The sequence below is a fragment of the Streptomyces saintjeani genome (genome assembly GCF_055409605.1).
The window spans coordinates 6,925,223-6,951,327 of record NZ_CP189624.1 but is presented as its reverse complement, the minus strand read 5'-3'; the positions used below and the strand labels follow the sequence as shown (position 1 = coordinate 6,951,327).

The 26,105-nt window shown below is 68.0% G+C and carries 16 protein-coding genes, 1 tRNA gene and 3 rRNA genes; 4 read left to right on the top strand and 16 right to left on the bottom strand.

Annotation, left to right across the window (positions count from 1 at the left end; all coding sequences use genetic code 11):
* Positions 1–153: 153 nt before the first annotated feature.
* On the top strand, positions 154–2,886 hold the full coding sequence (locus ACQCO7_RS31695) for a SpoIIE family protein phosphatase (protein WP_464074993.1): 2,733 nt from the start codon (positions 154–156) through the stop codon (positions 2,884–2,886).
* Between the two features lie 59 nt (positions 2,887–2,945).
* Here the strand turns inward: ACQCO7_RS31695 and ACQCO7_RS31690 are convergent.
* The 7 genes from ACQCO7_RS31690 to dapA all read right to left on the bottom strand — a co-directional run bounded on the left by ACQCO7_RS31690 (position 2,946) and on the right by dapA (position 12,230).
* Positions 2,946–3,018: transfer RNA gene (locus ACQCO7_RS31690), tRNA-Thr, on the bottom strand.
* A 77-nt stretch (positions 3,019–3,095) separates the two neighbouring features.
* A complete protein-coding gene (locus tag ACQCO7_RS31685; RefSeq protein WP_464077334.1) occupies positions 3,096–3,758 on the bottom strand; it encodes a DegT/DnrJ/EryC1/StrS family aminotransferase in 663 nt (220 codons plus the stop codon).
* 110 nt (positions 3,759–3,868) lie between these two features.
* Positions 3,869–3,985 (bottom strand): 5S ribosomal RNA (gene rrf, locus ACQCO7_RS31680).
* A gap of 91 nt (positions 3,986–4,076) precedes the next feature.
* Positions 4,077–7,198 (bottom strand): 23S ribosomal RNA (locus ACQCO7_RS31675).
* 281 nt (positions 7,199–7,479) lie between these two features.
* A 16S ribosomal RNA gene (locus ACQCO7_RS31670) occupies positions 7,480–9,006 on the bottom strand.
* Together the 16S, 23S and 5S rRNA genes form the textbook arrangement of a ribosomal RNA operon.
* 490 nt (positions 9,007–9,496) lie before the next feature.
* On the bottom strand, positions 9,497–11,182 hold the full coding sequence (locus ACQCO7_RS31665; protein ID WP_010358591.1) for a ribonuclease J: 1,686 nt from the start codon (positions 11,180–11,182) through the stop codon (positions 9,497–9,499).
* A gap of 148 nt (positions 11,183–11,330) precedes the next feature.
* Positions 11,331–12,230 (bottom strand): 4-hydroxy-tetrahydrodipicolinate synthase, encoded by a 900-nt coding sequence (dapA, locus tag ACQCO7_RS31660; RefSeq protein WP_464074992.1) that lies wholly within the window; start codon positions 12,228–12,230, stop codon positions 11,331–11,333.
* Positions 12,231–12,525: 295 nt separating this feature from the next.
* Between dapA and ACQCO7_RS31655 the strand changes: the two genes are divergently transcribed.
* Complete coding sequence (locus tag ACQCO7_RS31655) at positions 12,526–13,071, top strand: hypothetical protein (RefSeq protein ID WP_464074991.1); 546 nt, start codon at positions 12,526–12,528, stop codon at positions 13,069–13,071.
* A 2-nt stretch (positions 13,072–13,073) separates the two neighbouring features.
* Here ACQCO7_RS31655 and ACQCO7_RS31650 read toward each other — a convergent pair whose 3' ends face one another.
* The 5 genes from ACQCO7_RS31650 to rpsO form a co-directional block, all read right to left on the bottom strand.
* The gene (locus ACQCO7_RS31650) at positions 13,074–13,514 is read right to left on the bottom strand and encodes a tetratricopeptide repeat protein (RefSeq protein WP_010358594.1); all 441 of its coding nucleotides are present in this window, start codon (positions 13,512–13,514) and stop codon (positions 13,074–13,076) included.
* A 1-nt stretch (position 13,515) separates the two neighbouring features.
* Positions 13,516–14,268 carry a 4-hydroxy-tetrahydrodipicolinate reductase gene (gene dapB / locus ACQCO7_RS31645; RefSeq protein WP_464074990.1) on the bottom strand — a complete coding sequence of 251 codons (753 nt, stop codon included), beginning with the start codon at positions 14,266–14,268 and terminating at the stop codon, positions 13,516–13,518.
* A 28-nt stretch (positions 14,269–14,296) separates the two neighbouring features.
* Positions 14,297–15,676, bottom strand: coding sequence for a M16 family metallopeptidase (locus ACQCO7_RS31640; protein ID WP_464074989.1), 1,380 nt, complete (start codon positions 15,674–15,676; stop codon positions 14,297–14,299).
* Complete coding sequence (locus ACQCO7_RS31635; RefSeq protein ID WP_464077333.1) at positions 15,673–17,892, bottom strand: polyribonucleotide nucleotidyltransferase; 2,220 nt, start codon at positions 17,890–17,892, stop codon at positions 15,673–15,675. The genes ACQCO7_RS31640 and ACQCO7_RS31635 overlap by 4 nt, the downstream gene beginning before the upstream one ends.
* A gap of 309 nt (positions 17,893–18,201) precedes the next feature.
* Positions 18,202–18,492 carry a 30S ribosomal protein S15 gene (rpsO, locus tag ACQCO7_RS31630; protein WP_464074988.1) on the bottom strand — a complete coding sequence of 97 codons (291 nt, stop codon included), beginning with the start codon at positions 18,490–18,492 and terminating at the stop codon, positions 18,202–18,204.
* Between the two features lie 269 nt (positions 18,493–18,761).
* On the opposite strand from rpsO, the gene ACQCO7_RS31625 reads away from it, so the two are divergent.
* Positions 18,762–19,061: a DUF397 domain-containing protein gene (locus ACQCO7_RS31625; RefSeq protein ID WP_050369391.1), complete on the top strand. Its 300-nt coding sequence runs from the start codon at positions 18,762–18,764 to the stop codon at positions 19,059–19,061.
* A gap of 89 nt (positions 19,062–19,150) precedes the next feature.
* On the opposite strand, the gene eccD is transcribed toward ACQCO7_RS31625, so the two are convergent.
* Complete coding sequence (gene eccD, locus ACQCO7_RS31620) at positions 19,151–20,638, bottom strand: type VII secretion integral membrane protein EccD (protein WP_464074987.1); 1,488 nt, start codon at positions 20,636–20,638, stop codon at positions 19,151–19,153.
* Positions 20,639–20,911: 273 nt separating this feature from the next.
* Between eccD and eccCa the strand changes: the two genes are divergently transcribed.
* Entirely contained in the window at positions 20,912–24,883 is a 3,972-nt protein-coding gene (gene eccCa, locus ACQCO7_RS31615; RefSeq protein WP_464074986.1) for a type VII secretion protein EccCa, read from the top strand.
* Positions 24,884–24,910: 27 nt separating this feature from the next.
* Here eccCa and ACQCO7_RS31610 read toward each other — a convergent pair whose 3' ends face one another.
* The 3 genes from ACQCO7_RS31610 to ACQCO7_RS31600 all read right to left on the bottom strand — a co-directional run bounded on the left by ACQCO7_RS31610 (position 24,911) and on the right by ACQCO7_RS31600 (position 25,943).
* Entirely contained in the window at positions 24,911–25,204 is a 294-nt protein-coding gene (locus ACQCO7_RS31610) for a DUF4333 domain-containing protein (RefSeq protein WP_464074985.1), read from the bottom strand.
* 65 nt (positions 25,205–25,269) lie between these two features.
* Positions 25,270–25,569 (bottom strand): WXG100 family type VII secretion target, encoded by a 300-nt coding sequence (locus ACQCO7_RS31605; protein ID WP_010358604.1) that lies wholly within the window; start codon positions 25,567–25,569, stop codon positions 25,270–25,272.
* A 35-nt stretch (positions 25,570–25,604) separates the two neighbouring features.
* Positions 25,605–25,943, bottom strand: coding sequence for a WXG100 family type VII secretion target (locus ACQCO7_RS31600; protein ID WP_464074984.1), 339 nt, complete (start codon positions 25,941–25,943; stop codon positions 25,605–25,607).
* Positions 25,944–26,105: the final 162 nt, after the last annotated feature.

The window sequence follows — 26,105 nt, the reverse complement described above, 5'->3', positions numbered from 1 at the left end:
CCGCACACTCCGGGTACGGAAAACACGGGCGACCGGCATCCGCGACACCTCGGAAGGTCAGTAACCTTGCACACGGCTGTCCAGCCGCGCCGGCCCGACCCGGCCTGGGCGGTGGCACGAGCACGAGCGGGCATCGGAGGGGCGGCCGACGTAATGACCACCGGACTGATTCCAGGGGGACAGCCCCCGGACCCCCGGCCGACCGGCGCGCGCCCGCCCCACCCACGCCACCCGGACGACCGGGAAGCACTGTCCGCCGACGACCGGCCGAGGAGTCCTGTGATCACCGCGCGCGCGGCTGCCAGTTTCGAGCCTGTGGGACGGTCGGTCGCGACCGCCCGCGCGTTCGTCCGCGACACCCTCCAGGGGTGGGGCTTCGCCGACATCGTGGACGACGCCGTCGTCCTCACCAGCGAACTCGTCACCAACGCCGTCATCCACGCGGGCACCCGCGCCGACGTCCTGTGCCTGCGCAGCGACGACGGCGTACGCATCGAGGTCGCCGACCGCTACCCGGAGCGCGAGATCCCCCTCCAGGGCGCGCTGCCCGCCATGAGCAACCCCGACCGCGAGGGCGGGCGCGGCCTCCAGCTGTGCGCGGCCATCGCGGGGCGCTGGGGCGTCGAGTACACGCCCACCCACAAGACCGTCTGGTTCCAGCTCGTCCTGCCCGAGCGCGCGGTCGGCACCCGTACGGCCGGCCCGTCCCTGCCGGTGGGCCTCCTGCCGCTCGCCGACGGCCGGGTGCGCGTCGCCGTCGTCCAGATCGACCGTACGGGCTCGATCTCCGCCTGGAACGAGGACGCCGAGGACGTCTTCGGCTACCCGGCCGACCAGGTCATCGGCAAGCCCCTCACCGACCTCGCCGCCTGGCCGCACACCCCGGGCACCGCCACCGGCATCGCGGAGGCGCTCCAGCTCTCCCGCTGGGAGGGCAGTTACGGCATCCGCGGCTCCGACGGCCGCGTCACCCCCGTATACGCCTCCCACCTGCGCGTACGCGACACCGGCGGCGAACCCTCCACGGTCTGTCTGCTGGTGCGCGACCACGAGCGCGCGGTCCTCCAGTCCCCGGCCCGCGTCCCCGCCTCCGACAGCGCCGGCTCTCCCGACTCCCCGAACGCCGACCCGTTCGAGGTGTTCATCGGCTCCCCCGCGCCGGACGACCTCGACGGCCTCCTCCAGCGCACGGTGGAGCGCGCCCGCGACATGCTCGACGCCGACTCCGCCTTCCTGCTCCTCGCCACGGACGACGAGACGGAACTGGAGGTCCGCGCCTCGACGGGCCTGCCCTCCACCCGCCAGCGCTTCGCGCGCGTGCCCGTGGAGGCGGGTCCCGGCCGCTACGGCTCCGCGCGCATGCCGGCCGTCCACGACGACCTGACCGCCGTCCCCGGCGCCGTACCGCTGCTGAACGGCACCGGCATGCGCGCGGTCGTCACCGTGCCGCTGAAGGTCGAGGGACGCCTCACCGGCTCCCTCGGGGTGGCCTCCGAGACGCCGGGCCGCTACTCCAACGAGGAGGCGCTGCGCCTCCAGTTCGCCGCCGACCGGATCGCTCTCGCCGTCGAGTCCGCGCGCCTGGGCGAGCTGGAGCGGCTGCGCAGAGGCTCGCTCAGCTTCCTCGTCGAGGCGTCCGACCTCCTCGCCGGCACCCTGGACCGGGACCAGACGCTCGCCCTGATGGCACAGATGACGGTGCCGACCCTGGCGACCTGGTGCGCCGTGTACACGATCGCCGACCAGGCATCGGACCCGTATCTGTCGTACGTCCTGCACGAGGACGAGGAGCTCATCGACGGCATCAAGTCCCTGTTGTCGAAGACCGCCCCGCCCGACCCGGTCCCCACCCCCGGCGCGCGCGTGTGGACAGCGCCGGGCCAGGCCGCGCACGAGGCGGCCCTGCGCAGCTCGATGCGCAGCCTCGCGGGCGGCCCCGCACACCCGGTGGCCTCGGGCATCGGCCCCACGCTCGCCACGGCCTCCGCGGTCGGCGGCGAGACCGTCGTCCTGCCCCTGGTCGCCCGCAACCGCGTCATCGGCATGCTGACCCTCGGCAAACCGACCGACGAACACTTCCGCCAGGAGATCCTGGAACTCGCCGAGGACCTCTCCCGCAGGGCCGCGCTGGCCCTGGACAACGCCCGCCTCTACTCCGAGCGCACAGCCATCAGCCAGGCCCTCCAGCGCAGCCTCCTGCCCCCGGGCCTGCCCGAGATCGAGGGCGTCGAGGTCGACGTCATCTACCGCGCGGCCGGCGAGGGCAACGAGGTCGGCGGTGACTTCTACGACGTCTTCCCGATCAGCGACGGCGCGTACGGCTTCGCCATCGGCGACGTCTGCGGCACCGGCCCCAACGCCGCCGCCGTCACGGGCCTCGCCCGCCACGCCCTGCGCCTGCTCGCCCGAGAGGGCCTGAGCGGCCCGGCGGTCCTGGAACGCCTCAACTCCGCGATCCTCGACGAGGGTTCCCGCAGCCGCTTCCTGACACTCCTGTACGGCGAGCTGCGGCCCCAGCAGGACGGCAGCGCCGAGCTGAAGGTCGTCTGCGCCGGCCACCCCCTCCCGCTGCGCCTGCGCCAGGACGGCACGGTCGAGCCCGCCGCGGAACCCCAGCCCCTCCTGGGCGTCATCGAGGACCTCGACCTGTACGAGCAGACGGTCACCCTCGACCCGGGCGACGTCCTCCTGTGCGTCACCGACGGCGTCACGGAACGCCGCGAGGGCACCCGCATGCTGGGCGACGACGGCCTCGCCGACGTCCTCACCACGTGCACCGGTCTCACGGCGGGCGCGGTCGCCGCCCGCATCATGCGCGCGGTGGAGCGGTTCGCCTCCGACGCCCCGTCGGACGACATGGCCATTCTCGCGATGCGGGTGGCGTGAGGGACCGGACGAGGGCATGAAAAAGCCCCCTGCCTCATGAGGCAGGGGGCTTATCTCTGAGCCCCCAAACGGAATCGAACCGTTGACCTTCTCCTTACCATGGAGACGCTCTACCGACTGAGCTATAGGGGCCTTGTTGCCTTTTGGGTGATTTCCCTCGCGGCAACAAGAAGATCGTACCCCGAACGAGCGGCTATTCCCAAACCCGTTCAGTACGCCGGCTGCAACAACCCGCCGAGCGCATTGCACGCGGACACTATGCGCTGCATGTCCCGCTTCGTCAGCGCCGCGTCGACCGGCAACGCCAGCGTCTCGTCGGCCGCCCGCTCGGTCTCCGGCAAGGACACGCACCGCCGGAACTCCGGCAGCCGATGCACAGGCGTCTTCACCGGCACCCGGCACGCAACTCCCTTGCCGCGCAAGGCGCGTGCGAAGGCGTCCCGATCCGGCCGCCCGTTCCCCGGCACCCTCACGACGTACTGCTGATACGTGTGCCCGTCCCCGCCATCGGGCGTCCACACCCCCCGCAACCGCGCGTCCAGATAAGCCGCCCGCTCCCGCCGCTGGGCAACCTCGTCCAACGCCCCTCCACCGTCTCCCTCCTCCAGCACCAGCAACCCCCGCCGCGCACCGACATCCCTCAACCGCCCCATGTCCGCGGGCCGTCCGAAGCGGTGTACGACAACCACGGCCGCCGTCCGGGGAGTTACGACCGACTCGACGGCCAGCGCGTCGAGGCAGTAGCTCACCGGGTCCACGTCCGCGAACACCGGCATCGCACCCACCCGGGCCACCTCTTCGGCGACCTCGGTGTTCCCGAAGGCCGGCACGACGACCTCGTCGCCGAGTCCCACACCCGCAGCCCTGAGCATTGCTCCAGTACCCATGGTGGGATGGTCGGCGCGGAACGTGAACTGGAAGTGACGGACAACAAAAAAGAGGTGGGCCCTGAACCGAAGTTCAGGGCCCACCTCTAAAAGGAGTTCGGCGGCGTCCTACTCTCCCACAGGGTCCCCCCTGCAGTACCATCGGCGCTGTAAGGCTTAGCTTCCGGGTTCGGAATGTAACCGGGCGTTTCCCTCACGCTATAACCACCGAAACACTATGAAACACATCAACCGCACCACACCATGAACCATGGCATGGGGTTGTTCGTGGTTTCAGAACCAACACAGTGGACGCGAGCAACTGAGGACAAGCCCTCGGCCTATTAGTACCAGTCACCTCCACCCCTTACAGGGCTTCCAGATCTGGCCTATCAACCCAGTCGTCTACTGGGAGCCTTACCCTCTCAAGGAGGTGGGAACACTCATCTCGAAGCAGGCTTCCCGCTTAGATGCTTTCAGCGGTTATCCCTCCCGAACGTAGCCAACCAGCCATGCCCTTGGCAGAACAACTGGCACACCAGAGGTTCGTCCGTCCCGGTCCTCTCGTACTAGGGACAGCCCTTCTCAATGTTCCTGCGCGCGCAGCGGATAGGGACCGAACTGTCTCACGACGTTCTAAACCCAGCTCGCGTACCGCTTTAATGGGCGAACAGCCCAACCCTTGGGACCGACTCCAGCCCCAGGATGCGACGAGCCGACATCGAGGTGCCAAACCATCCCGTCGATATGGACTCTTGGGGAAGATCAGCCTGTTATCCCCGGGGTACCTTTTATCCGTTGAGCGACGGCGCTTCCACAAGCCACCGCCGGATCACTAGTCCCGACTTTCGTCCCTGCTCGACCCGTCGGTCTCACAGTCAAGCTCCCTTGTGCACTTACACTCAACACCTGATTACCAACCAGGCTGAGGGAACCTTTGGGCGCCTCCGTTACTCTTTAGGAGGCAACCGCCCCAGTTAAACTACCCATCAGACACTGTCCCTGATCCGGATCACGGACCCAGGTTAGACATCCAGCACGACCAGACTGGTATTTCAACGACGACTCCACAACCACTGGCGTGGCAGCTTCAAAGTCTCCCAGCTATCCTACACAAGCCGAACCGAACACCAATATCAAACTGTAGTAAAGGTCCCGGGGTCTTTCCGTCCTGCTGCGCGAAACGAGCATCTTTACTCGTAGTGCAATTTCACCGGGCCTATGGTTGAGACAGTCGAGAAGTCGTTACGCCATTCGTGCAGGTCGGAACTTACCCGACAAGGAATTTCGCTACCTTAGGATGGTTATAGTTACCACCGCCGTTTACTGGCGCTTAAGTTCTCAGCTTCGCCACACCGAAATGTGACTAACCGGTCCCCTTAACGTTCCAGCACCGGGCAGGCGTCAGTCCGTATACATCGCCTTACGGCTTCGCACGGACCTGTGTTTTTAGTAAACAGTCGCTTCTCGCTGGTCTCTGCGGCCACCCCCAGCTCAAGGAGCAAGTCCTCTCACCAGTGATGGCCCCCCTTCTCCCGAAGTTACGGGGGCATTTTGCCGAGTTCCTTAACCATAGTTCACCCGAACGCCTCGGTATTCTCTACCAGACCACCTGAGTCGGTTTAGGGTACGGGCCGCCATGAAACTCGCTAGAGGCTTTTCTCGACAGCATAGGATCATCCACTTCACCACAATCGGCTCGGCATCAGGTCTCAGCCTCAATGTGCGACGGATTTGCCTATCGCACGGCCTACACCCTTACCCCGGGACAACCACCGCCCGGGATGGACTACCTTCCTGCGTCACCCCATCACTCACCTACTGCAAGTCTGGTCCGTCGGCTCCACCACTTCCCTTTGCCCGAAGGCTCCGGGACGGCTTCACGGACTTAGCATCGCCTGGTTCAATGTTTGACGCTTCACAGCGGGTACCGGAATATCAACCGGTTATCCATCGACTACGCCTGTCGGCCTCGCCTTAGGTCCCGACTTACCCTGGGCAGATCAGCTTGACCCAGGAACCCTTAGTCAATCGGCGCACACGTTTCCCACGTGTGAATCGCTACTCATGCCTGCATTCTCACTCGTGAACCGTCCACCACTGCCTTCCGGCGCAGCTTCACCCGGCACACGACGCTCCCCTACCCATCACAGCACCCGTTGGGGCTATACGCTGCAATGACACGACTTCGGCGGTACGCTTGAGCCCCGCTACATTGTCGGCGCGGAATCACTAGACCAGTGAGCTATTACGCACTCTTTCAAGGGTGGCTGCTTCTAAGCCAACCTCCTGGTTGTCTCTGCGACTCCACATCCTTTCCCACTTAGCGTACGCTTAGGGGCCTTAGTCGATGCTCTGGGCTGTTTCCCTCTCGACCATGGAGCTTATCCCCCACAGTCTCACTGCCGCGCTCTCACTTACCGGCATTCGGAGTTTGGCTAAGGTCAGTAACCCGGTAGGGCCCATCGCCTATCCAGTGCTCTACCTCCGGCAAGAAACACACGACGCTGCACCTAAATGCATTTCGGGGAGAACCAGCTATCACGGAGTTTGATTGGCCTTTCACCCCTAACCACAGGTCATCCCCCAGGTTTTCAACCCTGGTGGGTTCGGTCCTCCACGAAGTCTTACCTCCGCTTCAACCTGCCCATGGCTAGATCACTCCGCTTCGGGTCTTGAGCGTGCTACTGAAACGCCCTGTTCGGACTCGCTTTCGCTACGGCTACCCCACCCGGGTTAACCTCGCAACACACCGCAAACTCGCAGGCTCATTCTTCAAAAGGCACGCAGTCACGAGATACGTGCAAGCACGTATCCGACGCTCCCACGGCTTGTAGGCACACGGTTTCAGGTACTATTTCACTCCGCTCCCGCGGTACTTTTCACCATTCCCTCACGGTACTATCCGCTATCGGTCACCAGGGAATATTTAGGCTTAGCGGGTGGTCCCGCCAGATTCACACGGGATTTCTCGGGCCCCGTGCTACTTGGGTGTCTCTCAAACGAGCCGTTGACGTTTCGACTACGGGGGTCTTACCCTCTACGCCGGACCTTTCGCATGTCCTTCGCCTACATCAACGGTTTCTGACTCGTCCTGTCGCCGGCAGACGACAGAAGAGAGATCCCACAACCCCCACGACGCAACCCCTGCCGGGTCTCACACGTCGTAGGTTTGGCCTCATCCGGTTTCGCTCGCCACTACTCCCGGAATCACGGTTGTTTTCTCTTCCTGAGGGTACTGAGATGTTTCACTTCCCCTCGTTCCCTCCACATACCCTATGTGTTCAGGTATGGGTGACAGCCCATGACGACTGCCGGGTTTCCCCATTCGGAAACCCCCGGATCAAAGCCTGGTTGACGGCTCCCCGGGGACTATCGTGGCCTCCCACGTCCTTCATCGGTTCCTGGTGCCAAGGCATCCACCGTGCGCCCTTAAAAACTTGGCCACAGATGCTCGCGTCCACTGTGCAGTTCTCAAACAACGACCAACCACCCATCACCCCCGGCCGAAGCCGAAGTTCACTGGGGTCGGCATCACGAGGGGGTTCATTCCCTCAGACACCCAACAGCGTGCCCGACCCGAACCCGTCCGGAGATCATGCTTTCCACGCCCCTAAGAGCAGTACTTGCAATGCCTCCGACCCGATGTCCTGGTCGAATAATCAACGTTCCACCCATGAGCTGACCGTGCAGAACATCTGCCTGCAATCGGTACTGTGCTCCTTAGAAAGGAGGTGATCCAGCCGCACCTTCCGGTACGGCTACCTTGTTACGACTTCGTCCCAATCGCCAGTCCCACCTTCGACAGCTCCCTCCCCGTGAGGGGTTGGGCCACCGGCTTCGGGTGTTACCGACTTTCGTGACGTGACGGGCGGTGTGTACAAGGCCCGGGAACGTATTCACCGCAGCAATGCTGATCTGCGATTACTAGCAACTCCGACTTCATGGGGTCGAGTTGCAGACCCCAATCCGAACTGAGACAGGCTTTTTGAGATTCGCTCCACCTCACGGTTTCGCAGCTCTTTGTACCTGCCATTGTAGCACGTGTGCAGCCCAAGACATAAGGGGCATGATGACTTGACGTCGTCCCCACCTTCCTCCGAGTTGACCCCGGCGGTCTCCTGTGAGTCCCCGTCACCCCGAAGGGCACGCTGGCAACACAGGACAAGGGTTGCGCTCGTTGCGGGACTTAACCCAACATCTCACGACACGAGCTGACGACAGCCATGCACCACCTGTACACCGACCACAAGGGGGCGACCATCTCTGGCCGTTTCCGGTGTATGTCAAGCCTTGGTAAGGTTCTTCGCGTTGCGTCGAATTAAGCCACATGCTCCGCTGCTTGTGCGGGCCCCCGTCAATTCCTTTGAGTTTTAGCCTTGCGGCCGTACTCCCCAGGCGGGGAACTTAATGCGTTAGCTGCGGCACCGACGACGTGGAATGTCGCCAACACCTAGTTCCCACCGTTTACGGCGTGGACTACCAGGGTATCTAATCCTGTTCGCTCCCCACGCTTTCGCTCCTCAGCGTCAGTATCGGCCCAGAGATCCGCCTTCGCCACCGGTGTTCCTCCTGATATCTGCGCATTTCACCGCTACACCAGGAATTCCGATCTCCCCTACCGAACTCTAGCCTGCCCGTATCGAATGCAGACCCGGGGTTAAGCCCCGGGCTTTCACATCCGACGCGACAAGCCGCCTACGAGCTCTTTACGCCCAATAATTCCGGACAACGCTTGCGCCCTACGTATTACCGCGGCTGCTGGCACGTAGTTAGCCGGCGCTTCTTCTGCAGGTACCGTCACTTTCGCTTCTTCCCTGCTGAAAGAGGTTTACAACCCGAAGGCCGTCATCCCTCACGCGGCGTCGCTGCATCAGGCTTCCGCCCATTGTGCAATATTCCCCACTGCTGCCTCCCGTAGGAGTCTGGGCCGTGTCTCAGTCCCAGTGTGGCCGGTCGCCCTCTCAGGCCGGCTACCCGTCGTCGCCTTGGTGAGCCATTACCTCACCAACAAGCTGATAGGCCGCGGGCTCATCCTTCACCGCCGGAGCTTTCGACCCCCGCCCATGCAGGCAGGAGTGATATCCGGTATTAGACCCCGTTTCCAGGGCTTGTCCCAGAGTGAAGGGCAGATTGCCCACGTGTTACTCACCCGTTCGCCACTAATCCACCCCGAAGGGCTTCATCGTTCGACTTGCATGTGTTAAGCACGCCGCCAGCGTTCGTCCTGAGCCAGGATCAAACTCTCCGTGAATGTTTACCGGTAATCCGGTGCACAACACAGAAGAGCGGAACGATCGGAGGAATAATCCGACCGTTCACAGCGTCCTCGCTGTGTTTGTTTCAAAGGAACCTCATCCTCGACCATCGGCCGGGGACGGGGTATCAACTAATCTGGCGTTGATTTTTGGCACGCTGTTGAGTTCTCAAGGAACGGACGCTTCCTTCGTACTCACCCTCTCGGGCTTTCCTCTGGGCTTTTCCCTTCGGTCTTGCGTTTCCGACTCTATCAGATCCTTTTCCGATCCGATTTCCTCGGTGCTTTCCAGGTTTCCGCTTTTGTTTCGCGGTTTCCTTTCCGGCGGTTCCGACTTTATCAGAAGTTCTGAGCCGGATTTCCCACCCGCTTCGGGGACCATCGTCGGGCGCTTGGAGCACCCGGGTTCCCGGTTGGGCGGAGCCGTAAACGTACTGGAGGGGGGAGCCTCGATGCAAATCGAGGCTCCCCCCTCCCGGTTCGGTGCTCAGACCTCGACCACGACCGGCAGGATCATCGGCCTGCGCCGGTAGTTGTCGGAGACCCACTTGCCCAGCGTGCGGCGGATGAGCTGCTGGAGCTGGTGGGGTTCGACGACGCCGTCCTGGGCCGACCGCTCCAGGACCTCGTTGACCTTCGGGAGCACCCCGTCGAACGCCGAGTCGTCGATACCGGAGCCACGGGCCTGGATGTGCGGGCCCGCGGTGATCTTGCCGGTGGAGGAGTCGACGACCACGAAGACCGAGATGATGCCCTCGTCACCGAGGATCTTGCGGTCCTTCAGCGCCGGTTCGCCCACTCCGCCGACGGAGAGGCCGTCGACGTACACGTATCCCGCCTGGACCTTGCCGGAGATCTTGGCCTTGCCCTCGATGAGGTCGACGGCGACGCCGTCCTCGGCGATGACGATGCGGTCGTGGGGGACGCCGGTCATGGCGCCCAGTTCCGCGTTGGCGCGCAGGTGGCGCCATTCGCCGTGGACCGGCATCAGGTTCTTCGGGCGGCAGATGTTGTAGAAGTACAGCAGCTCGCCGGCCGAGGCGTGGCCCGAGACGTGGACCTTGGCGTTGCCCTTGTGGACGACGTTGGCGCCCCAGCGGGTCAGGCCGTTGATCACGCGGTAGACCGCGTTCTCGTTGCCGGGGATGAGGGACGAGGCCAGGATGACCGTGTCGCCGTCGACGATGCGGATCTGGTGGTCGCGGTTGGCCATCCGGGAGAGGGCGGCCATGGGTTCGCCCTGGGACCCCGTGCAGACCAGGACCACCTGGTGGTCCGGCAGGTCGTCGAGGGTCTTGACGTCGACGACCAGGCCCGGCGGGACCTTGAGGTAGCCGAGGTCGCGGGCGATGCCCATGTTGCGGACCATCGAGCGGCCGACGAAGGCGACCCGGCGGCCGTACTCGTGGGCCGCGTCCAGGATCTGCTGGATGCGGTGGACGTGGCTCGCGAAGCTCGCCACGATGATCCGTTTGCTCGCGTTCGCGAAGACCTGCCGCAGGACGTTGGAGATGTCCTTCTCCGGCGGGACGAACCCCGGGACCTCGGCGTTCGTCGAGTCGGCGAGGAGCAGGTCGATGCCCTCCTCGCTGAGCCGGGCGAAGGCGTGCAGGTCGGTGAGGCGGCCGTCCAGCGGGAGCTGGTCCATCTTGAAGTCGCCGGTGTGGACGACCATGCCCGCCGGCGTGCGGATGGCCACGGCCAGCGCGTCCGGGATGGAGTGGTTGACGGCGATGAACTCGCAGTCGAAGGGGCCGATGCGCTCGCGGTTCCCCTCGACCACCTCAAGGGTGTACGGGCGGATGCGGTGCTCCTGGAGCTTGGCCTCGATGAGCGCGAGGGTCAGCTTGGAGCCGATCAGGGGGATGTCCGGCTTCTCCCGCAGGAGGAAGGGGACGCCGCCGATGTGGTCCTCGTGGCCATGCGTCAGGACGATGCCCTCGATGTCGTCGAGGCGGTCCCTGATGGACGAGAAGTCCGGCAGGATCAGGTCGATACCGGGCTGCTCCTCCTCGGGGAAGAGCACTCCGCAGTCGACGATCAGCAGTCGGCCGCCGTACTCGAAGACGGTCATGTTCCGGCCGATCTCGCCGAGGCCGCCGAGCGGGGTGACGCGCAGGCCGCCCTTCGCGAGCGGCGGGGGTGAGCCCAGTTCGGGATGCGGATGACTCAAAAGACTCTCCTCACCACGACACGCCACGTGCCAGGGGCACGTGGCGCGTGTGACGTTCGTGCTTACACAGTTGTCGGTGATGACGGCGGGCTCTCGTGGCCCGTTCCGTTTCCTGTTCGGTTGTGGGATTCAGTTGTGAAGTCTGTTGTCAGAGCTGTACCCCGCCCGCGGCGAGATCGAGCTTGAGCTGGGCGATCTCTTCCGCGGAGCACTCGACCATCGGCGGGCGCAGCGGTCCGGCGGGCAGGCCCTGGAGGGCGAGCGCGGCCTTGGTGGTCATGACGCCCTGGGTGCGGAAGACGCCGGTGAAGACGGGCAGGAGGCGGTGGTGGATCTCGGCCGCCTTCTGTACGTCGCCCGAGGTGTACGCGTCGACCAGCGCGCGGAGTTCGGGGGTGACGAGGTGGCCGACAACGGAGACGAAGCCGACCGCTCCTACAGAGAGTAGGGGCAGGTTGAGCATGTCGTCGCCGGAGTACCAGGCGAGACCGGAGCGCGCGATGGCCCAGCTCGCGGCGCCGAGGTCGCCCTTGGCGTCCTTGTTGGCGACGATCCGGGGGTGCTCGGCGAGGCGGACGAGGGTGTCCGTGCTGATGGGGACGCCGCTGCGGCCGGGGATGTCGTAGAGCATGACCGGCAGGCCGGTCGCGTCCGCCACGGTGGTGAAGTGGCGGTACAGGCCCTCCTGCGGGGGCTTGTTGTAGTACGGGGTGACGACGAGGAGGGCGTGGGCGCCGGTCTTCTCGGCGGCCTGGGCCAGTTCCGTGCTGTGGTGGGTGTCGTTGGTGCCGACGCCCGCGATGACGTGGGCCCGGTCTCCCACGGCCTCCAGGACGACTCGTACCAGGTCCGATTTCTCCGCGTCCGACGTCGTCGGGGACTCGCCGGTGGTGCCGTTGACGACCAGGCCGTCGTTGCCGGCGTCCACCAGGTGGGCGGCGAGTCGCTGAGCGCCGTCGAGGTCGATCGCGCCGTCAGCCGTGAACGGCGTGACCATGGCGGTGAGGACCCTCCCGAAGGGGGTCTGCGGAGTGGAGGTCGGAGCCATGGGTTACACGCTACTCGGTGTACATCGCGCGGTCTGCCCTTGGTCCGGGGAAAAGTCATGACAAAGGAGGAGCCCGGCACTGCCTGCTCGGGGGTTCAAGCAGTGCCGGGTCCGTTTGATCAGGCTAGATGAACTTCGCTAAATGCCGCAATACGGACACTTCGCTCGGCTGATCCGCACATCTGTGCCCGCGTGCGTGCGGAGTGACGCGCGCGGCCCCGATGGTGGTCGGCGGAGAGCGCTGCGGATAGCCTCACCGGCACAGCCCCCTGTGCACAGCGAGTGAGGACCAGTCGTGCCCCTGCCCTTCCTGACGGCCGAGCGCACCTTCGACTTCGACGCGGCCGAGGGGGCGCTGCCCTTCGTCGACCGGGAGCGGTGGCGGCGGCCCTACCGTCCCGGGCCCTGGCGGGTCGGGGTGGCGGCGGTGTGGCTGCTCGTCGCGTCGTTCGTGCTGTTCGCGGGGGTGCTCATCGCACTCACCGGGTCCGTGTCCGAGGCCCTCGCGGTGTTCGTCACCGCCGCCGCCGTCATCGCCTGTGCGCTGAGGTTGCTGCGGATGGGGGTGTGGGTGAGCGCGCGGGGGCTTCGGCACGTCGGGTTCCTCGTCACGCGGACTGTCGCGTGGAGTGACGTCAGCGGGGTGCGGACGGTACAGCAGCCGGTGCGGTGGCTGGGGGTGCCGCGGACCGTCCAGGGGCAGGCGCTGGTGTTGTCGCGGCGGGGAGCCGAAGGGGTGGCTGTGCTGCTGACCAGCCACAACGCGGACTTCCTGGCCCGCACTGAGGCGTTCGAGCGGGCCGCCGACACGGTGGAGGCGTGGGCTGCGGAGAACCGCTGACCTCACGCCCCGTCGTGCAGCGCTATCGCCCTCTGCATCGCCTTCCGCGCCCTCGGGGTGTCCCGCGCGTCGTGGTACGCCACCGCCAGGCGGAACCAGCTCCGCCAGTCGTCCGGCGCCGCCTCCGTCTCCGCCTTGCGCTTCTCGAAGACCTCGTCAGCCGAGTCGCGGTCGATTCGGCCGGACGGGGTGCGCTTGAGTTCGTCGACCGGGAGGCCGCCCTCCGCCTCCAGCTTCGCGGCCAGCGCGTTGGCCTTGCGGACGAACTGGGTGTTCTTCCACAGGAACCAGACGCCGATGACCGGGAGGATCAGGACGGCGACGCCGAAGGTGACCGTCAGGAGGGTGCCGGTCTGGATGAGCATGACGCCACGGCTGCCGGCCAGCGCGAAGTAGAAGAGCAGGACGGCGGCCGTGACGGCGTACGAGAGTTTGGCGCGCATGTCAGCCGAGGTCCAGGAAGTGCTCCAGGCCGAAGGTGAGGCCGGGGGCCGACACCACGCGGCGGGCGCCCAGGAGGATGCCCGGCATGAAGCTGCTGTGGTGGAGGGAGTCGTGGCGGATCGTCAGGGTCTCCCCCTCGCCGCCGAGAAGGACCTCCTGGTGCGCGAGCAGGCCGCGCAGCCGGACCGAGTGGACGGGTACGCCGTCGACGTCGGCGCCGCGCGCGCCGTCCAGGGCCGTGACCGTCGCGTCGGGCGCCGGGGCCGTGCCCGCCTTGGCGCGGGCCTCGGCGATGAGCTGGGCCGTGCGGGTGGCGGTGCCCGAGGGGGCGTCGACCTTGTTGGGGTGGTGGAGTTCGACGACCTCGACCGACTCGAAGTACGGCGCCGCGAGCTGGGCGAACTTCATGGTGAGGACCGCGCCGATGGAGAAGTTCGGGGCGATCAGGACACCGGTCTGCGGGGACTGGGCGAGCCAGGTCCCGAGCTGTGCGAGGCGGTCGTCGGTCCAGCCCGTCGTACCGACGACGGCGTGGATGCCGTGCCGTACGCAGAAGTCGAGGTTGCCCATCACCGAGGCGGGGGTGGTGAGTTCGACGGCGACCTGGGCGCCGGTCTCGGCCAGCGTCTCCAGTCGGTCGCCGCGGCCGAGGGCGGCCACCAGCTCCATGTCCTCGGCGGCCTCGACGGCCTTGACGGCTTCGGAGCCGATGCGGCCCCGGGAGCCGAGGACCGCCACGCGCAGCTTGCTCATGTTCGTGCTTCCTTCGAGCGGGGAGGGGTTAGGCGACGGCGTCGTGCAGGCGGGCCGCCTGCTTGTCCTTGAGCGGGCCGATGACCGACAGCGACGGGCGCTGTCCCAGGATCTCGCGGGCCACCGCGCGGACGTCGTCCGGGGTGACCGACGCGATGCGGCTGAGCATGTCGTCGACGGACATCTGGTCGCCCCAGCACAGCTCGCTCTTGCCGATGCGGTTCATCAGCGCGCCGGTGTCCTCCAGGCCGAGGACCGTGGAGCCGCGGAGCTGGCCGATGGCGCGGACGATCTCGTCGTCCGTGAGGCCGTCGCGGGCGACCTGGTCCAGTTCGTCGCGGCAGATCTTCAGGACGTCGTGGACCTGCGAGGGCCGGCAGCCGGCGTACACGCCGAACAGGCCGCAGTCGGCGAACCCGGAGGTGTACGAGTAGACGCTGTACGCCAGGCCGCGCTTCTCGCGGACCTCCTGGAAGAGGCGCGAGGACATGCCGCCGCCGAGGGCCGTGTTGAGGACGCCGAGCGCCCAGCGGCGGTCGTCGGTGCGGGCCAGGCCCGGCATGCCGAGGACGACGTGCGCCTGCTCGGTCTTGCGGCCGACCAGCTCGACGCGCCCGGCGGTGCGGATCGTGCGCTTCCCGTCGCGCGGGTCGATCGGGGTGGCGTCCGCGTTCTTGAGGGCGCCCGCCTGCTCGAAGGCGGCGCTGACCTGCCGTACGACCTGGTCGTGGTCGATGTTGCCGGCGGCGGCGACGACCAGGTGGGTGGGGTCGTAGTGCTTCTTGTAGAAGCGGCGGACGCGGTCGGCGGTGAGGGCGTTGACCGTGTCGACCGTGCCGAGGACGGGGCGGCCGAGGGGGGTGTCGCCGAACATCGTGTGCGCGAAGAGGTCGTGGACGCAGTCGCCGGGGTCGTCCTCGGTCATCGCGATCTCTTCGAGGATGGCGCCGCGTTCGACGTCGACGTCCTCCTCGCGGATCAGGGAGCCGGTCAGCATGTCGCAGACGACGTCGATGGCGAGGGGGAGGTCGGTGTCGAGGACGCGTGCGTAGTAGCACGTGTACTCCTTGGCGGTGAACGCGTTCATCTCGCCGCCGACCGCGTCCAGCGCGGCGGAGATGTCGAGCGCGCTGCGCCGGGCGGTGCCCTTGAAGAGGAGGTGCTCCAGGTAGTGCGTGGCGCCGTTCAGGGCCGGGGTCTCGTCGCGGGAGCCGACGTGCGCCCAGATGCCGAAGGTCGCGGAGCGGACGGAGGGAAGGGTCTCGGTGACGATGCGCAGGCCGCCCGGGAGGGTGGTCTTGCGGACCGTGCCGATGCCGTTCTGCCCGGTGATCAGGGTTTGGGTACGGGCGACGGCCCGCGCCTTGGAAGAGGCGCGGGCCGTCGTCGCTGAACTGCTCGACGTCACTTGTCGGTGTCGTCCTTCGTGTCGTCAGAAGCGTCTTCGCCCTCGACCACGGGGATGAGGGAGAGCTTGCCTCGGGAGTCGATCTCGGCGATCTCGACCTGGACCTTGGCGCCGACCGCGAGGACGTCCTCGACGTTCTCCACGCGCTTGCCGCCGGCCAGCTTGCGGATCTGCGAGATGTGCAGCAGGCCGTCCTTGCCGGGGAGCAGGGAGACGAACGCGCCGAAGGTGGTGGTCTTGACGACCGTACCCAGGTAGCGCTCGCCGACCTCCGGCATGGTCGGGTTGGCGATCGCGTTGATCGTGGTGCGGGCGGCCTCGGCCTGCGAGCCGACCTGGGCACCGATGTAGATGGTGCCGTCGTCCTCGATCGTGATCTCGGCGCCGGTGTCCTCCTGGATCTGGTTGATCATCTTGCCCTTCGGGCCGATGACCTCGCCGATCTTGTCCACGGGGATCTTGACGGTGATGATCCGCGGGGCGTTGGGGGACATCTCGTCCGGCGTGTCGATCGCTTCCATCATCACGTCGAGGATGTGGAGGCGGGCGTCACGGGCCTGCTTGAGGGCGGCGGCCAGGACGGAGGCGGGGATGCCGTCGAGCTTCGTGTCGAGCTGGAGGGCCGTCACGAACTCCTTGGTGCCGGCGACCTTGAAGTCCATGTCGCCGAAGGCGTCCTCCGCACCGAGGATGTCGGTGAGGGCGACGTAGTGCGTCTCGCCCTTGATCTCCTGGGAGATCAGGCCCATGGCGATACCGGCGACGGGGGCCTTCAGCGGCACACCGGCGTTCAGCAGCGACATGGTGGAGGCGCAGACGGAGCCCATGGACGTCGAGCCGTTGGAGCCGAGGGCCTCGGACACCTGACGGATCGCGTAGGGGAACTCCTCGCGCGTCGGCAGGACCGGCACGATGGCGCGCTCGGCGAGGGCGCCGTGGCCGATCTCGCGGCGCTTCGGGGAGCCGACGCGGCCGGTCTCGCCGACGGAGTACGGCGGGAAGTTGTAGTTGTGCATGTAGCGCTTGCGCGTCACCGGGGAAAGGGTGTCGAGCTGCTGCTCCATGCGGAGCATGTTGAGGGTGGTGACGCCCAGGATCTGGGTCTCGCCACGCTCGAACAGCGCCGAGCCGTGCACGCGCGGGATGGCCTCGACCTCGGCGGCGAGCGTACGGATGTCCGTGATGCCACGGCCGTCGATGCGGACCTTGTCCTTGATGACGCGCTCACGGACCAGGGCCTTGGTCAGCGAGCGGTAGGCCGCGCTGATCTCCTTCTCGCGGCCCTCGAACTGCGGGAGCAGCTTCTCGGCGGCGAGACCCTTGACGCGGTCCAGCTCGGCCTCGCGGTCCTGCTTGCCCGCGATGGTGAGCGCCTGGGACAGCTCGTCCTTGACGGCGGCGGTGAGCGCCTCGAAGACGTCGTCCTGGTAGTCGAGGAAGACCGGGAACTCGCCGGTGGGCTTGGCGGCCTTGGCGGCGAGGTCGGCCTGGGCCTTGCAGAGGACCTTGATGAAGGGCTTCGCGGCGTCCAGACCGGCGGCGACGACCTCCTCGGTCGGCGCCTCGGCGCCGCCCGCGACCAGCTGGATGGTCTTCTCGGTGGCCTCGGCCTCGACCATCATGATCGCGACGTCGCCGTCCTCCAGGGTGCGGCCCGCGACGACCATGTCGAAGACGGCGTCCTCGAGCTCGGTGTGCGTCGGGAACGCCACCCACTGGCCGCGGATCAGCGCGACGCGGACGCCGCCGATCGGGCCGGAGAAGGGCAGGCCGGCCAGCTGCGTCGACGCGGAGGCGGCGTTGATCGCCACGACGTCGTACAGGTGGTCGGGGTTGAGGGCCATGATCGTCGCGACGACCTGGATCTCGTTGCGCAGGCCCTTCTTGAAGGACGGGCGCAGCGGGCGGTCGATCAGGCGGCAGGTGAGGATCGCGTCCTCGGAGGGGCGGCCCTCGCGGCGGAAGAAGCTGCCGGGGATCTTGCCGGCGGCGTACATCCGCTCCTCGACGTCCACCGTGAGGGGGAAGAAGTCGAGCTGGTCCTTGGGGTTCTTGGAGGCGGTGGTGGCCGACAGCACCATGGTGTCGTCGTCCAGGTAGGCCACCGCGGAACCGGCGGCCTGCTTGGCGAGGCGGCCGGTCTCGAAGCGGATGGTGCGGGTGCCGAAGGTGCCGTTGTCGATGACGGCCTCGGCGTAGTGGGTCTCGTTCTCCACTAGCGTTTTCTCCATTACTCGTCTGTATGCGTCTTTTGTCCCGTCCTGCCCGTGTGACAGGGGGACGGTGTGGAGAAGCGCGCCGTGCGGTGCGGGCCGGTCTTCGATCGAAGCCTCCGGGCCGATTGCCCGGGGGCCACTACCGAGGACCGGCGGCGGCTGGGTGCGCCTCTCCTCATGCGTACTGCGTGGTACTGCGTTGTGCTACCACACTACAAAGGGGTGGTGACACTCCGCACGTTTCCGTCTCTACGTACAGCAAAAGGAGCGGCTCCCGATCTTCACGGGAACCGCTCCCTGCACGCTGTGCTACTTCGCGCCACCGGCCGCGCCACGGCGGATGCCGAGGCGGTCGACCAGCGTACGGAAGCGCTGGATGTCCTTCTTCGCCAGGTACTGGAGAAGGCGGCGGCGCTGACCGACCAGGATCAGCAGACCCCGGCGGGAGTGGTGGTCGTGCTTGTGGGTCTTGAGGTGCTCCGTCAGGTCGGAGATCCGACGGGAGAGCATCGCGACCTGGACCTCGGGGGAGCCAGTGTCGCCCTCCTTGGCACCGAACTCGGAGATGATCTGCTTCTTCACTGCGGCGTCGAGCGGCACGCTGAACTCCTCAATACTGTGTTGCCCGCGAGTGCCCCTGGTCTGAATCTCGGGGGAGCTTCGGTTACTCGCCTGGGCGGGTCCGCCGGGGGCACCGGTGAAGGTGTCCGCGCACAACGGCCGAGGGCAAGGCTACCAGGGTACGGAGCCTGCCTCGCCCGGATTATCCTGCCGTCCCCCTGCGGAGCGGAACCTCCGACCTGGGGCATTGACCGCAAGTAGGGTGTCCGTACCGCTCGTTGGCACTGAAGGAAAGGACCCGAGCCGCCATGGCCGAGACCGAAGAGGAACGCAAGGCCCGCAAGGACCGGGAGCGGGACGAGTTGTACGCCCTCGACATCTCCGGCGTCGAGTGGCACAGCGCGCCGGGCACCGAGGAGCACGAGGAGCGCGTGGAGATCGCGTACCTGCCGGACGGGGCCGTCGCGATGCGGTCGTCCCTGGACCACGACACGGTGCTGCGGTACACGGAGGCCGAGTGGACGGCGTTCGTGCTGGGGGCCCGGGACGGGGAGTTCGACCTGGAGCCGACCGAGCAGAACGGCGGGCTGGCGGCGCAGGAGGGCTGAAGCCCCCGCGTTCGCGCAAGGACGGAAGAGGGGCCGGTACGTGGTCGTACCGGCCCCTCTTTTTCATGCCTTCTTCACTGTGCGAGGGCTCAGCTCGTCAGGGCGCGGACCGTCGCGTACACGTCGAACACCGCGAGCGCCAGCGGCACCAGGGTCAGCAGGACGAAGCCCTCGGCGATCTCCAGGAAGCGGCCCCAGAACGGGGTGGGGCCGCCGCGTGAGACGAGCAGGCCGATCGCGGTGACGAGGGCGATGGCCACGCCGACCGCCGCGACGAGCCAGATCGTGCGCAGCTCGAAGCCGGAGAGGTCGCCGTTCGCGGCGGAGCGCTGGACGGACTCCGGCGGGTTGAGGGCGAGGCCGAGGCCGAGCAGGACGAGGGAGGCGAGGCCGGCGGCGACGACCGGGGCGACCTGGGCGGTGTAGCGGAAGAGGTGGGCGCGCGTCAGGAGGGCGACGCCGGTAGCGAGGGCGAGGAGCTGGGCCCAGATGTCCGAGGAGAAGCCGAGGACGGCGGCGGCGCCGACGGCGACGACCGCGCAGCCGCCGACGAGGCCGACGAGGAGTTCGTGGCCGCGCCGGGCCTGGGCGGCGACACGTTCGGCGTCGACCGGTTCCGGCGTCGGCGCCTCGGTGTCGTAGCGGCTGCGGGCGGCGCCGCTCGGGGCGTCGAAGCCGATCGGCAGGCGGGCGAAGCGCATCGAGAGGCCGGGCAGGAAGGCGAGGCCCACCACGGCGACCGGGGCGCACAGGGCGCCGATCTCGGCGGGCGTCCAGTCCTTGGCCAGGAGAGCCGCGAAGACGGCGAGGAGACCGATGGCGGAGGCGAGGACGAAGGCGACGAAGGGGCCGTCGCCGCTGGGCGAGCAGAGGGTGAGGACGACGGCGGCGAGCAGGACGGCCGCGCAGGCCAGCAGGAACTGGAGTTTGCCGATGCCCTCGCCGTCGGTGAGCGGGAGGAGGCCCGAGCCCGCGACGCCGACGTTGGGCAGGGCGCCGAGGCCCAGCGCGATCGCGGAGGCGCGGTCGTCGTAGACGCGGGCGCGGACGCAGCCGAGGACGAGCAGGAGGAGTCCGGCGACGCCGGCGAGGATGCCGGGCAGGCCGTGCATGTCGTGGCGGGGGTCGCCGGTCCAGGCGACGAAGGCGAGCAGCGCGGACAGGACGCCTGCGCCGGCCAGGCCGGCGGCGCGGGTGAGGTCGCCGTCCCACAGGGTGCGTTCGCTGGTGACGGCGGAGGCGACGGCCTCGGAGACGTCGTCGAACACGGCCGGGGGGAGCGAGTCGGAGAAGGGGCGCAGGGTGAGGAGTTCGCCGTCGAGGAGGCGCTGGGCGGCGAAGGAGCGGGAGCTGTCGAGGACGGTGCCGTCGCGGCGTACGAGGTGGTAGCCGACGGGGGCGCCCTCGGCGGGGCTCTGCTGGGAGAGCCTGAGGACCTCGGGGTAGAGGTCGGCGACGGGGACGTCGTCGGGGAGGGCCACGTCGATGCGGCTGTCGGGGGCGACGATCGTGACGCGGCAGTAGCCGAGTCCCGTTCCCGTGCCGGCTCCTGTCGCGCCGGGTGCCGTGATGCTCACCTGCTGGTCCCCCTCGGTGATGGTTGCGCGCCTGTGGTGTGAAGGTTCCGCGCCCTGTTTCGCGCGGTGGCGCCGGATGCGGTCGCACCTGTGCGTTCGCGCGGTCCACCGCGCCGAATGCCGCCCGGATTGCCGGGAACACCCGGTTCGTCCGGCGCCGCGCGTGTGTGCTCACGCGAACATCCGGCACCCTACCGCCCTCCCGTCACGGGCGAGGTCAGTAGGATCACGCGGCGGCCCGAGGCAGGCCGGCCAGTGAATCTTGGGGGAGCAGTGAGCCACATCGTCGTACGGCGCCCGCCCCGGGTGCTGCCGTCCGAGGTGCCCACGCAGGAGGTCGTCCTTCAGCCGCCGCCGGAGCTGCCGCGCGGGCATCAGGAGAGCGTGCTGATGCAGTTGCTGCCGACGCTCGGCATGGGCGGCTCGGTGGTCTTCTTCTTCACGAGCGGGCAGCCGTTCATGCGGATCATGGGCATGGTCATGATCGCCTCGACGATCGCCATGTCGGTCGCGATGGTGGTGCGCTTCAGACGCGGCTCCCAGGGACAGCTCGCGGACCTGCGCCGCGACTACCTGAGCTACCTCTCGCAGACCCGGCGCGCGGCGCAGGGCACGGCGAAGGCGCAGCGCGACGCCCAGTACTTCCTGAACCCCTCCCCCGAGCAGCTGTGGGCGCTGGTCGCCGAGGGCAGCCGGGTGTGGGAGCGGCGCCCCGGTGACGAGGACTTCGCGCAGGTGCGGGTCGGGCTCGGCGCGCAGGGGCTGTCGACCGCGCTGGTCGCGCCTCAGACCGCGCCCGTCGAGCAGCTGGAGCCGCTGACCGCGGGCGCCCTCCAGCGGTTCCTGGCCGTGCACAGCACGCTGGAGGACCTGCCGATGGCGGTGTCCCTGCGCGCCTTCTACCACGTCACCGTCAGCGGCGACCCGCGGTGCGTACGGTCCTCCGCGCGCGCGATGGCCGGTTCGCTGGCCGCGCTGCACTCCCCCGAGGACCTGGTCCTCGTCGTCGCGACGGGCCGCGAGGAGCTGGCGCACTGGGAGTGGGCCAAGTGGCTCCCCCACACGCAGGCGCCCGGCGCGGTCGACGGCGCGGGCAGCCGCCGGCTCATCGGCACGGACGTGACCGAGCTGGAGGACCTGCTCGCCACCCGCCTGACGGGCCGCCCGCGCTTCCACCCGAACGCGGCCCCGCTGCCCGACCTCCCGCACCTGGTCGTCGTCCTCGACGGCGTCTCCCTGCCCCCCGACTCCGTGCTCGCGGGCCCCGAGGGGCTCCAGGGCGTGACGGTCGTCGAGGTCGTCGCCGGGGAGCTGACCGGGACCGGCGGCGAGCTCGACATCGTCGTACGGCCGGACTCGCTGCGGCTGGAGTCCGGGCCCGGCGGGCTGGTGTACGAGGGGACGCCCGACGCTCTGTCGCAGGAGTCCGCCGAGGCGCTCGCCCGGCAGCTCGCGCCGCTGCGGATGGCGTCCGGCGGGGACGACGACGAGCCGCTGCTCGCGAACCTGGAGTTCACCGACCTGCTGAACCTGGGCGACGCGGCGTCCGTCGACACCAAGCGGACCTGGCGTGCGCGCTCGCTCGCCGAGCGGCTGCGGGTGCCGATCGGGGTCGGTGAGGACGGGCGGCCGGTCATGCTGGACCTCAAGGAGGCCGCGCAGGAGGGCATGGGCCCGCACGGGCTGTGCGTCGGCGCCACCGGGTCCGGGAAGTCGGAGCTGCTGCGGACGCTGGTCCTCGGGCTCGCCGTCACGCACTCCTCGGAGACCCTGAACTTCGTCCTCGCCGACTTCAAGGGCGGTGCGACGTTCGCCGGGATGGCGCAGATGCCGCACGTCGCGGCCGTCATCACCAACCTCGCGGACGATCTGACGCTGGTCGACCGGATGCGGGACTCCATCAGCGGGGAGCTGAACCGGCGCCAGGAGATGCTGCGGGACGCGGGCAACTACTCGAACATCCACGACTACGAGAAGGCGCGGTCGGCGGGGGCGGCGCTCCAGCCGATCCCGACGCTGGTGCTGGTGATCGACGAGTTCAGCGAACTGCTCTCCGCGAAGCCGGACTTCATCGAGATGTTCGTGCAGATCGGGCGTATCGGCCGCTCGCTCGGCGTGCATCTGCTGCTGGCCTCGCAGCGTCTGGAGGAAGGGCGGCTGCGCGGGCTCGACACGTATCTGTCGTACCGGATCGGGCTGCGGACGTTCTCCGCCGCCGAGTCGCGGGCCGCGCTCGGGGTGCCCGACGCGTACGAGCTGCCGAACGTGCCCGGCTCCGGGTTCCTGAAGTTCGGTACGGACGAAATGCTGCGCTTCAAGGCCGCGTACGTCTCCGGGGTGTACCGGTCCGGGCCGCAGCGGGCGGACGCCGGCGGCGGGCCGCTGCTCGTGGACCGGCGGCCCGTGCTGTTCACCGCCGCCGAGGTGCCGGTCAGCTATGTGCAGGTGGCGCAGCGGCGGGCGGCGGCCGAGCCCGAGGTGGACGACGCGCTCGCCGACACCGTGCTCGACGTGATCGTGCGGCGGCTCGAAGCGCAGGGGCCGGCCGCGCACCAGGTGTGGCTGCCGCCGCTGGACAGTCCGCCGTCGCTGGACTCGCTGCTGCCGGGGCTCACGGCCGTGCAGGGCAGGGGGCTGACCCAGCCGGGGTACGAGGGGGCCGGGCGGCTGGTCGTACCCGTCGGGATCGTCGACAAACCCTTCGAGCAGCGGCGTGATCCGCTGTGGCTGGACTTCTCCGGGGCGGCCGGGCACATGCAGATCGTCGGCGGGCCGCAGTCCGGGAAGTCGACGCTGCTGCGCGCGGTCATCTCGTCGTTCGCGCTCACCCACACGCCGCACGAGGTGCAGTTCTACGGCCTCGACTTCGGTGGCGGTGGCATGTCGGCCGTGGAGGGCCTGCCGCACGTCGGCGGGGTCGCCTCCCGGCTCGATCCCGAGCGGGTCCGGCGTACGGTCGCCGAGGTGTACGGCGTGCTGACGCGGCGCGAGGAGTACTTCCGCTCCGCCGGGATCCCGTCCATCGCGGACTTCCGTACGCGGCGTGCGCGCGGGGACATCTCCGTCGCCGACCAGCCGTGGGGGGACGTGTTCCTCGTCATCGACGGGTGGGGGAGCTTCCGTACGGAGTACGAGGCGCTCGATCCCGTCGTGCTCGACATGGCGGCGCGTGGCCTCGGGTACGGCATCCACGTGATCCTCACGGCGTCGCGGTCCATGGAGGTGCGGTCGTCGCTGAAGGACCACCTCATGAACCGGCTGGAGCTGCGGCTCGGCGACACCATGGACTCCGAGCTGGACCGGAAGGTCGCCGCGAACGTGCCCACCGGGGTGCCGGGGCGGGGGCAGACGCCGGGCAAGTTGCACTTCATGGGGGCGGTGCCGCGTATCGACGGGCTCACCTCCGGTACGGAGCTGTCCGACGCGACGCAGGCGCTGGCCACGGAGGTCACCCGGCACTGGGCTGCCTCGCCCGCGCCCGAGGTGCGGTTGCTGCCGCGCGAGTTCCCCGCGAAGGAGCTGCCCGGCGGGGACCGGTTCCCGCAGCGCGGGGTCGCCTTCGCGCTCGACGAGGACAATCTGGAGCCGGTGTTCGTCGACTTCGAGCAGGACCCCTTCTTCCTCGTCTTCGGGGAGAGCGAGTCCGGGAAGTCCAACCTGCTGCGGCTGCTCATCAAGCAGATCACCCAGCGGTACGCCGGGGACGAGTGCAAGCTGTTCGTCGTCGACAACCGGCGCTCCCTGCTGGACGTCACGCCCGCCTCGCACCTCGCCGAGTACATCCCGATGTCCAACAACATGGACCATCACATGGCCGCGCTCGCCGACCTGATGACCCGGCGTACGCCGACCGCGGACGTGACGGCCCAGCAGCTCCGGGACCGCAGCTGGTGGCGGGGGCCGACGGTGTACGTCGTCATCGACGACTACGACCTGGTCTCCACGTCCAGCGGGAATCCGCTCGCCGGGTTGACGGAGTTGCTGCCGTTCGCCCGGGACGTGGGGGTGCGGTTCATCATCGCGCGGTCCACGGCCGGTGCGGGGCGCGCCGCCTACGAGCCGTTCATGCAGCGGATGAAGGAACTCGGGGCGCAGGGGATGGTGCTGGCGGGTGACCCGACCGAGGGCGACCTGCTCGCGGGGGTGCGGCCTCGGCCGATGCCGGCGGGGCGGGGCGTGTTCGTGTCGCGGCGGCGGGGGAAGCCGTTGGCGCAGGTGGGGTGGTTGCCGGAGGGGGCGTACTGAGCCTGGAGGGCGGCCCCGGTGTCGGACTCAGTTCGGCGCCGGGGTCGCTTTGTCGTCGTCCTTGATGTCGAAGTCGATCCGGTCGCCGTCCGCCGAGGTGACCTTGACCGATACGCCCAGGGTGCTGCCGTCGGAGGCGGTGAGCGTGCAGCGGGTGGTGGTGCCGGTCTTCGCCTTGAGGTCCTCGGAGCAGGTGACGTGCGGCTTCGGTCGGCCCGTCGTCTCGGCGAGCTTCTCGGCGATCTCGTCGGCGAGTTTTAGGGGGCGGTGGGCGGGGGTTCGTTCGGGCGTGGGACGTGCTCGGGTGCCGGGACGCGCCAAGGGTGGGCACCTCCCGTGTGTGCCCACCCTTGTGTGCCGGTTCCGGTTTTTGGCCGGGGCGCCGCTTAGAAGTAGCTCGCCGCCTTCAGGTCGCTGCCGCGGTAGTCGCCGCTCGCGTCCGAGACCTTGTGGCCGATGCTCACCAGGGCGGCGTGGATGTTGGCCGCGTTGGTGTCCCACTCCTTCATCTTCTGGCCGAAGGCGTTCGCGGCCTCGCCCTCCCAGCCGGCGGCTGCGCGCATGACGGCGGACTTGAGGGCGGTGAGGTCCTCCTCCAGCTTGGCCGCCTGGGCGCCCAGCTCGGTGGTGATCGCGTCGAGGCCGCCGTACTTGACCGCCATCTCGCCGTCGTGGACGTTAACCATGCCGGTTCCTCATCTCTCTTTCGGAGGGGGTCTGCTCAGTAGCTGCTGAGGGCGGACTTCGACGCGCCGTACTGGACGTCGATGCTCTGCACGGAGGCGTGCACCGCGTCGTCGGTCTTGCTGGAGAGCTTGCGCGTCTCGTTGATGTTCTCCAGGAACCAGGTGAGCAGGCCGCCGATGTTCTTGACGCCCTCGTTGATCTCGATCTGCTTCTTGTTGAAGGCGTTGGCGCCGATGCCGCGCCAGTTGGCCTCCATGGTGTCCAGGGTGCCCTGGAGACGGCTCAGCTGGCCGCGGATCGACTCGTACCGGTCGACCATTTCCTTCTCGAGCGCGATGACTTGCTGGTCATTGAGCTTCTGCCCAGCCACCATTGGCGGATTTCCCTTCGTGAACTGCCCTGAGGGCCTGGTGTATGACGGGGGCGCACGGCGACCTCTCGGCAGGCATGGTGGCCTTCCCTCCCCGTTCCCCGTTCGCGGTCGCACCGGGCGCCGAACGGCATGTGGCCTGTGCGGCACACTCGACGCCCACTG